Annotated in this window: 7 protein-coding genes; 3 read left to right on the forward strand and 4 right to left on the reverse strand. The window is 37.9% G+C overall.

Annotated elements, in window-relative coordinates:
* The first annotated feature begins 384 nt into the window (after positions 1–384).
* The 3 genes from R3333_RS10470 to R3333_RS10480 are packed head-to-tail and all read left to right on the forward strand — an operon-like array spanning position 385 to position 5347.
* Positions 385–2580 carry an alkaline phosphatase PhoX gene (locus tag R3333_RS10470; RefSeq protein WP_318958744.1) on the forward strand — a complete coding sequence of 732 codons (2196 nt, stop codon included), beginning with the start codon at positions 385–387 and terminating at the stop codon, positions 2578–2580.
* A 33-nt stretch (positions 2581–2613) separates the two neighbouring features.
* Positions 2614–3519, forward strand: coding sequence for a leucine-rich repeat domain-containing protein (locus tag R3333_RS10475; RefSeq protein WP_318958745.1), 906 nt, complete (start codon positions 2614–2616; stop codon positions 3517–3519).
* 34 nt (positions 3520–3553) lie between these two features.
* Entirely contained in the window at positions 3554–5347 is a 1794-nt protein-coding gene (locus R3333_RS10480; RefSeq protein ID WP_318958746.1) for a cytochrome c peroxidase, read from the forward strand.
* Positions 5348–5513: 166 nt separating this feature from the next.
* Here R3333_RS10480 and rplT read toward each other — a convergent pair whose 3' ends face one another.
* The 4 genes from rplT to thrS form a co-directional block, all read right to left on the reverse strand.
* Positions 5514–5861, reverse strand: a complete 348-nt coding sequence (gene rplT / locus R3333_RS10485) for a 50S ribosomal protein L20 (protein ID WP_318958747.1) — start codon at positions 5859–5861, stop codon at positions 5514–5516.
* 108 nt (positions 5862–5969) lie between these two features.
* The gene (gene rpmI / locus R3333_RS10490; protein ID WP_090248719.1) at positions 5970–6167 is read right to left on the reverse strand and encodes a 50S ribosomal protein L35; all 198 of its coding nucleotides are present in this window, start codon (positions 6165–6167) and stop codon (positions 5970–5972) included.
* A gap of 57 nt (positions 6168–6224) precedes the next feature.
* Positions 6225–6773: a translation initiation factor IF-3 gene (infC, locus tag R3333_RS10495; protein ID WP_090248721.1), complete on the reverse strand. Its 549-nt coding sequence runs from the start codon at positions 6771–6773 to the stop codon at positions 6225–6227.
* 35 nt (positions 6774–6808) lie between these two features.
* Positions 6809–7817, reverse strand: a 1009-nt coding sequence (gene thrS, locus R3333_RS10500) for a threonine--tRNA ligase (RefSeq protein ID WP_318958748.1), incomplete at its 5' end; no start/stop codon positions are given.

Here is a 7817-nt window from a genome sequence, read left to right on the forward strand (position 1 = left end):
GAGACAGGGTTTCTAAGATAGTGGTTTGGGAGTGAGGTCGTACTATCGTGGAACCGAAGCCAAAAGCCTTCCTGAAGAACCTATTTTCGTTTGTTAATCGGGATTTGTAGAATTTGATAGATTTAAAAATTGTAGTTTGAACTATTAATATAATTTGAATCCTTGAATCCTTGAATCCTTGAATCCTTGAATCCTTGAATTAAGGTTCTCGAGCGGCAGTCGAGAGATGAATCTTTGAATCGTCTTGCTATCTAGAAATCCAATCTTAACATTCATCACATTTTCTTAATTCTGCATAGCATTAATTTAAAAAAGCTTTAAAAGGCATTTTACCTCCTTCTATGCATTCCTGCTCAACTTTGCAGTGAATAAAAATGTATAGAAATGTTTAAAAAAATTACACAATTCTGTTTTGTAGCTATGGTTGGTTCTGTAGCGGCACAACAAACTTCTGTAGTGTTTCCAGCGGAAAGTACTTGGAGTTATTTAGATGATGGATCTGATTTAGGGTCTACATGGACAGCGCCTTCTTTTAATGATGGAACTTGGTTAACAGGTCAAGGTCAATTAGGGTATGGAGACGGAGATGAGGCTACTACTTTAAGTTACGGACCCGACTCACAGAACAAATATCAAACAACTTACTTTAGAGCTGATTTTTCAGTATCGGTATTGCCAACTGCAGATCAAGAGTTAGTATTGTTCTTAAAAAGAGATGATGGAGCTATCGTTTACATCAACGGGGTAGAAGTACACCGCGTGAACATGCCTTCAGGAGCTGTAGATTACACTACTTACGCAAACGGTACAGTAGGTGGAGGAGATGAAGATGTTTACTTCGAAACTGTAATTGACGCAACAAACTTACAAGTAGGTAACAATGTTGTAGCCGTAGAAATTCACCAAGCTGACCCTTCTAGCTCTGATATTTCTTTTGACTTAGAGTTAGCATATAGAGATATCGTTCCTTTGGTTGCTCCCGTAGATTGTAGTGATGATTTAGACGCTCTACACATCTCCAAGTTCACTTCAGTTATGCCAAGTGTACAACCTGATTCATTAAGAATCCCTTCTACGCACACCTTCCAAATGTTAATCCAACACGGAGAGCCTTACACAGACGCTACACAAGGTAACACGGGAGATAACTTCGACTTTACGGGATACGTTCCTATCAATGGATCTAGCCACAAAGGATACTTATCATTGAACCACGAAATGGGGTCTTTCCCAGCAGCAGGGGTATCTATGATGGATATTCAATTCGATTCTACGTTACACATTTGGAACATTACCAACAACCAACCGGTTGATTTCGCTCCAGTTCAAGGAACAGGTCGTAACTGTTCAGGTGCGGTTACTCCATGGGGTACTATCATTACAGCAGAAGAAACTTTACCAACAAGTGATGCAAATGCAGATGGTTACCAAGACATAGGGTGGTTGGTAGAAATCGATCCGGCTACAGCTTCAGTGGTAGATCACGATGGTGATGGAACTCCAGAGAAGTTGTTCAAATTAGGAAGAATGTCTCACGAAAACTGTGTGGTTTCTGAAGATAGAAAAACAGTTTATTTTGGTAATGACCAAAACCCAGGATACGTATTTAAATTTGTTGCAGATGTTGCAGAAGACTTATCTCAAGGTACTTTATATGTTTTAAAGTTAGACGGACCTTTAGATAATGCAACGACAGGAACATGGGTAGGTATTCCAAACTTCACAGCGGCAGATTGTAACAATGTATTGTCTTACGCTTCAGCAGTAGGAGGTACAAATTTTGATAAAATTGAGGACGTTGAGATTAACCCAGTTTCAGGACAAATCTACTTCACTTCAAAATCTTCTTCTAGAGTTTACAGATTTACAGACAATGGATCTACAGTTGCTGATGCGATGGTATTCGTAGGTAACTCAGATTGGATTTACGTAATCGAAACTGCTGACGGTTTAGTTGAAGAGCAGTGGAGAGGTGGAGTTGATAACTTAACTTTCGACGATGAAGGTAATTTATACGTAATTCAAGACGGTGGACGTAACCACATTTGGATGGTACCAACATGTCATACACAAACCAACCCAGCGGTTAAAATGTTTGCTGTAACTCCAGCAGGATGTGAGCCAACTGGAATGACTTTCTCTCCAGACTTCAAATTTATGTTCGTTTCTATGCAGCACCCATCAAGTGGTAATACAACAGCAATGATTGACGCGACAGGAACTCCAGTAGTGTTCAACAAAGAGTCTTGTATTGTTATCGCTAGAAAAGAATACTTAGGACCAGATGCAATGTATATTTCTCCAGCGGGAGTTGAAAATCAATCTCAAGTTGAGGAGCCAATTATCTTCCCTAACCCAACAAACGGAAATGTAACGATACAGATCAATGCAAATACGCAAGGAGCGGCAATGGTTCATGTATACAACATGGTTGGTTCTAACGTAAGAATCTTATCTCAAGGTTTGAATACAGGAACAAACAACATCAATGTTGAAATGGGGAATTTACCATCAGGGGTTTACACGGCTGTAGTGGTTGTGGGTAACCAGAGATTTACTCAGAAAATAGTAAAACGTTAATCAGGGATACCTTTGAAAAATAAAGTTTATACTGTGGCAGTTGTCCTCCTTTTGGGGGGCAATTGCCTTTTTGCACAAACACAGCATTCAGGAAAAAAGAATGCACCGGTAATTACATATTCCGATCTTGATGTTGCGCTTGAACATAAAGAAAAGGTGGAGAGTTTTTCTTACCGCTTAAATGAATTGGAGTTTTTAAATCCGGCTTTAGGAGAATTGGAACACCTTAAGTTTTTAGACTTAAAAGGTAATGCATTGTTTCATTTACCAGTTAGTTTAGGACGTTTAGTAGCGCTAGAATCTTGTATTCTCTCTGAAAATAAGTTGGCCAAAGTTCCCACATATGTATCGAATTGGAAGAGTTTAAAGTTCTTACAGTTAGACGAAAATCAGTTGGTAGACTTACCGTCAGAAATCGGAGGGTTAAAAGCTTTGGAGTTTTTGGATGTTTCTTGGAATCAGTTGTCGTATATCAATACTTCAATCGGAGATTTGGGGCATCTGAAATATTTAGGAGCTGATCACAATGCCTTGTACTCGCTACCGCCTGAAGTAAATAATTTGTCCCGTTTAGAGATACTTCAACTTTCTTACAACCGAATAAGTTATTTGCCAGATGCTGTTGAGGGTTGGCAAAGTTTGCAGGAATTGCATGTGAATCATAATCAAATAAAAGCACTACCCAAAAGCATGGGAGATCTTTCAAAGCTTAAAGTTTTGGATGTGTCTTTCAATCAACTCACAGAAATACCTAAAGCATTTAAAAAACTGGATGCTTTAGAAAGTTTGAATTTGGCGCATAATGAATTGACTGAAATTCCCAAGGCGATATATAAGATGAAGAATTTAAAAACACTCTTGCTGCTGGGAAATGATATTGGTTCAAAAGAAATAGAAAAATTAAAAAGAAAGTTACCCAATTTAAGGGTGATCGCTTAAAAAATAGATGAAAACAAAAATGATATTTACGCTCATGAGCGTTGGACTATTGACGGGAGCTTTTCTGAGTATGAGTGCAGCAAAAAGTGTTGCGTATTATGAAGTGAAGACATCTCCACATCAAAAAGTAAAAGCATATTACGGTAAAGAACTTAGTGCTTTAGTGACCCGTTTGGAAGAATTTAAAGCGCTTAGTAAAAATGCTCCCAAAGAAAGATTACAAGAGGCTTTTGTTGAGTGCAGGTCTCATTACAAGCACATAGAATTTATCGTGGAGTACTTTTTTAGAGAAACGGCAGTAAAGGTGAATGGTCCTAATTTACTGGAGGCTGTGGCGAGCATGCCTAAAATGCCTTTATACCCTTCAGGATTTCAGGTCGTTGAAGAGTTTGTGTACACGCAAGAGCGATTAGATAGAGATGGTCTGTTGGATGAAATCGATGGTTTGAAAGAAGGGGTACATAAACTAACACAATTAGAAAGTGCGGTACTCCTTGATGATGCCAACTTAATGTATGCTTTGAAACTGAATATTTATCGTTTGATTACAAAAGGGATAACAGGTTTCGATAGTCCCGTTTCTTTAAACAGTATGGAAGAAGCAAAATTTACACTTCAAGCCTTTGATGAGGTGGTAGGATATTTAGAGAACGCGAATGATCTATCTATACTCACCAAACAGAGCATTGTGTACTTAGAGAACTATACAGGGAGTTTTGACTCATTTAATAGGGCAGACTTTATAAAAGTATACTTAAACCCGCTTACAAGCGCTATACAAACCTATACTGAACGTATGGAGATAGCTTACCCAGATCATTTAGATTTTGCCATTCGCAAGGATGCAAAGCACATGTTTGAGGCCAAGGCTTTTGATCTTGCCTTTTTTTCACCCCAAGATGCTTTAGCGTTGACGACTGAAAATGTTGCCTTGGGAAAAAGGTTGTTTGAAGAGAAAAGACTTTCTATAGATGGTTCTAGAAACTGTGCGAGTTGTCATAATCCAGCACTTGCATTTACAGATGGATTAAAAGTGAATACTGTATTGGGGAAAGAAGAGGGCTTGTTGCGCAATACGCCGACATTGATTAATGCCGGTTACCAAAGTATGCAGTTTTACGATGGCCGTGTTGCCTTTTTAGAAGATCAAGCCCATGCGGTAATTACCAATAAACAAGAAATGGGTGGCGAGTTTGCAACGATAATTCAAAATTTGTTGAAGGATAAAAGTTATAAAAAAGCCTTTGAAAAAGTATACGGAGAGAAGTCAATTACCGATAGAGAAATCAAATTGGCTTTGGCTGCTTTTACCAGAAGTTTGAGTGCGATGAACAGTCCATTTGATAAGTATATGCGCGGAGAAGAAAATGCATTGAAGGCAAAAGAAATAAATGGTTTTAACTTGTTTATGGGGAAAGCAAAATGTGCGACTTGTCATTTCGCTCCTTTGTTCAATGGTGTAGCTCCTCCTTTTTATGAGAAAATGGAAAGTGAAGTTTTAGGACTTCCCGCAGAAAATGTGGAAGAGGGTGCTGAACTAGATGAAGATTTAGGCAAGTATGAAATCTATAAAATACAACATCATAAACGCGCATTTAAGACCACAACGGTACGTAATGTAGCCTTAACCACTCCGTACATGCACAATGGTGTATTTAACACACTAGAGGAGGTCGTAGTGTTTTACAACGAAGGAGGAGGAAAGAAGTACGGGTTTGAATTAGAAAACCAAACTTTGCCTTTTGATCAATTGAATTTGACGGAGAAGGAACAGGAAGACATTGTTTTGTTTATGGAAGCCTTGACGGATACGAGTTATGTGAAGTGATTCTATATAGATGAAGAAAAAGGGCTGTTACAATTGAGAGCCCTTTTTTTGATTCATACGGTTCTGAAATTATTCAATTTTTTTATCAAGGAATTTTAATGCTGATAATAAAATAAAAAAAGCCCCATCAGTGATGGAGCTTTCTATAGAGAGAGTTTAATTTATTTTACTTTTTCAAAGAATCTACGATCGCTTTGAATGCTTCTGGGTGGTTCATCGCTAAATCAGCCAATACCTTACGGTTCAACTCGATTCCAGACTTATTAACCGCTCCCATGAATTGAGAATAGCTCATTCCGTGCTGACGTGCACCTGCGTTAATACGCGTGATCCACAATGAACGGAAATTTCTTTTCTTTTGCTTACGTCCTTCGTAGGCGTATGCTAATCCTTTTTCAACAGCATTTTTTGCTACTGTCCAAACATTTTTTCTTCTTCCGTAGTATCCTTTAGCTAACTTAAGAACATTCTTACGCTTCGCTCTTGACGCTACATGATTTACACTTCTTGGCATATCTTTTAATTTTTTTGGTAGTATGTGCTTCCTTGTTACATGAAGACTTAGTTACACAATACCGGGTTTAATAAATTTAACCGAATGTATAATTTCTCCGAGGAGAGATTATTTCATTCTTAATTGTACTTTGATGTTTGCTTCGTCAGCTTTGTCAACTAATCCTGCGTGCGTCAAATTACGTTTTTGCTTTTTCGTCTTCTTTGTTAAGATGTGACTTTTAAAAGCGTGTTTTCTTTTGATTTTACCTGTTCCAGTTACTTTGAATCTCTTCTTAGCACTAGATTTTGTTTTCATTTTTGGCATCTTCTCTTTTCTTTAAAGTTACCTCTCTCTTTATCTTCGTATGGGAATATCCCTTTACTACTTTTTCTTAGGGTTAAGCATAATTGTCATACGCTTACCTTCTAATTTTGGCATTTGCTCTAACACACCGTAATCAGCTAATTCTTGAGCGAATTTCAATAATAAAATTTCACCTCTGTCTTTAAATACGATAGTTCTACCTCTAAAGAATACGAAAGCTTTTACTTTACTTCCTTCTTCTAAGAATTTCTTAGCATGAGCCAACTTAAAGTTGAAATCGTGGTCGTCCGTGTTGGGTCCAAAACGAATTTCTTTAATTACAACTTTAGACTGCTTCGCTTTAAGCTCTTTTTGTTTCTTCTTTTGGTTGTACAAGAATTTCTTGTAATCCAAAATCTTAGCTACTGGCGGATCAGCCTTAGGAGAAATCTCAACCAAATCAAGACCTTCTTCTTCTGCAAGTTTAATAGCATCACGAGTTGCAATAACTTGAGGCTCTACACCTTCTCCTACTAATCTTACTTTAGGCACGCGAATTCTATCATTAATTCTGTGCGGATCTTCTTGTCTTCTGGGTTGAAACTTTTTTCTAGGTCCTTTTCTCATTTACTCTTTTTATGATTCACTACTTAAAATAACAATTATTTCTCCGTAGTCAATTCTTCGTCTATTAATTTATTTACTATTTCTACAAATGCGTCTAATGTAACTGATCCTAAATCACCTGTTCCACGTTGACGTACCGCAAGGGTATTGTTCTCCGCTTCTTGCTCTCCAACAATTAACATGAATGGTATTTTAGATAGCTCAGCTTCTCTAATTTTTTTACCAATCTTCTCATTTCGAGCGTCTACGAAACCGCGAATATCGTAATTATTTAGTAAACCAGAAACTTTTTCTGCATAGTCGTTGTATTTTTCACTGATAGGAAGTATAGCGAATTGTTCTGTTGTTAACCACAATGGGAAATCTCCAGCACAGTGCTCTAACAATACAGCAACGAATCTTTCCATAGATCCAAACGGTGCTCTGTGTATCATTACAGGTCTGTGTTTTTGGTTGTCGCTACCTGTGTATTCCAATTCGAAACGCTCTGGTAAGTTGTAGTCTACCTGAATTGTTCCTAACTGCCACTCTCTTCCTAAAGCATCTTGTACCATGAAGTCTAACTTCGGTCCGTAAAAGGCTGCCTCACCATATTCTACTACAGTTGGTAATCCTTTTTCTTCCGCCGCTTCCATAATTGCACTTTCTGCTTTTACCCAGTTGGCATCTTCACCAATGTACTTCTCTGGTTTTTCCGGATCACGTAAAGAAATTTGAGCTTTAAAATTCTCAAATTTCAAAGTTTTGAAGATGTACAATACTAAATCAATCACCTTCTTAAACTCATCTTTTACTTGATCTTGTGTACAGAAAATGTGCGCATCATCTTGCGTAAATCCTCTCACACGTGTCAATCCGTGTAACTCTCCAGATTGCTCGTAACGGTAAACTGTACCGAACTCCGCAAATCTTACAGGTAAATCTCTGTACGACCTTGGTCTTGATTTAAAAATCTCACAGTGGTGCGGACAGTTCATTGGTTTTAACAAGAATTCTTCATCCTCGTCTGGCGTATTAATCGGTTGGAAAGAATCTTTTCCGTAC

The organism is Lishizhenia sp. (genome assembly GCF_033720595.1).
Lineage (GTDB): Bacteria > Bacteroidota > Bacteroidia > Flavobacteriales_D > Crocinitomicaceae > Lishizhenia.

Bases quoted from the DNA above. Each gene is read 5' to 3' on its own strand.
- rpmI (WP_090248719.1), bottom strand. From the start codon at position 6,167: ATGCCAAAAATGAAAACAAAATCTAGTGCTAAGAAGAGATTCAAAGTA.
- infC (WP_090248721.1), bottom strand. From the start codon at position 6,773: ATGAGAAAAGGACCTAGAAAAAAGTTTCAACCCAGAAGACAAGAAGAT.
- R3333_RS10480 (WP_318958746.1), top strand. From the start codon at position 3,554: ATGAGCGTTGGACTATTGACGGGAGCTTTTCTGAGTATGAGTGCAGCA.
- rplT (WP_318958747.1), bottom strand. From the start codon at position 5,861: ATGCCAAGAAGTGTAAATCATGTAGCGTCAAGAGCGAAGCGTAAGAAT.
- R3333_RS10470 (WP_318958744.1), top strand. From the start codon at position 385: ATGTTTAAAAAAATTACACAATTCTGTTTTGTAGCTATGGTTGGTTCT.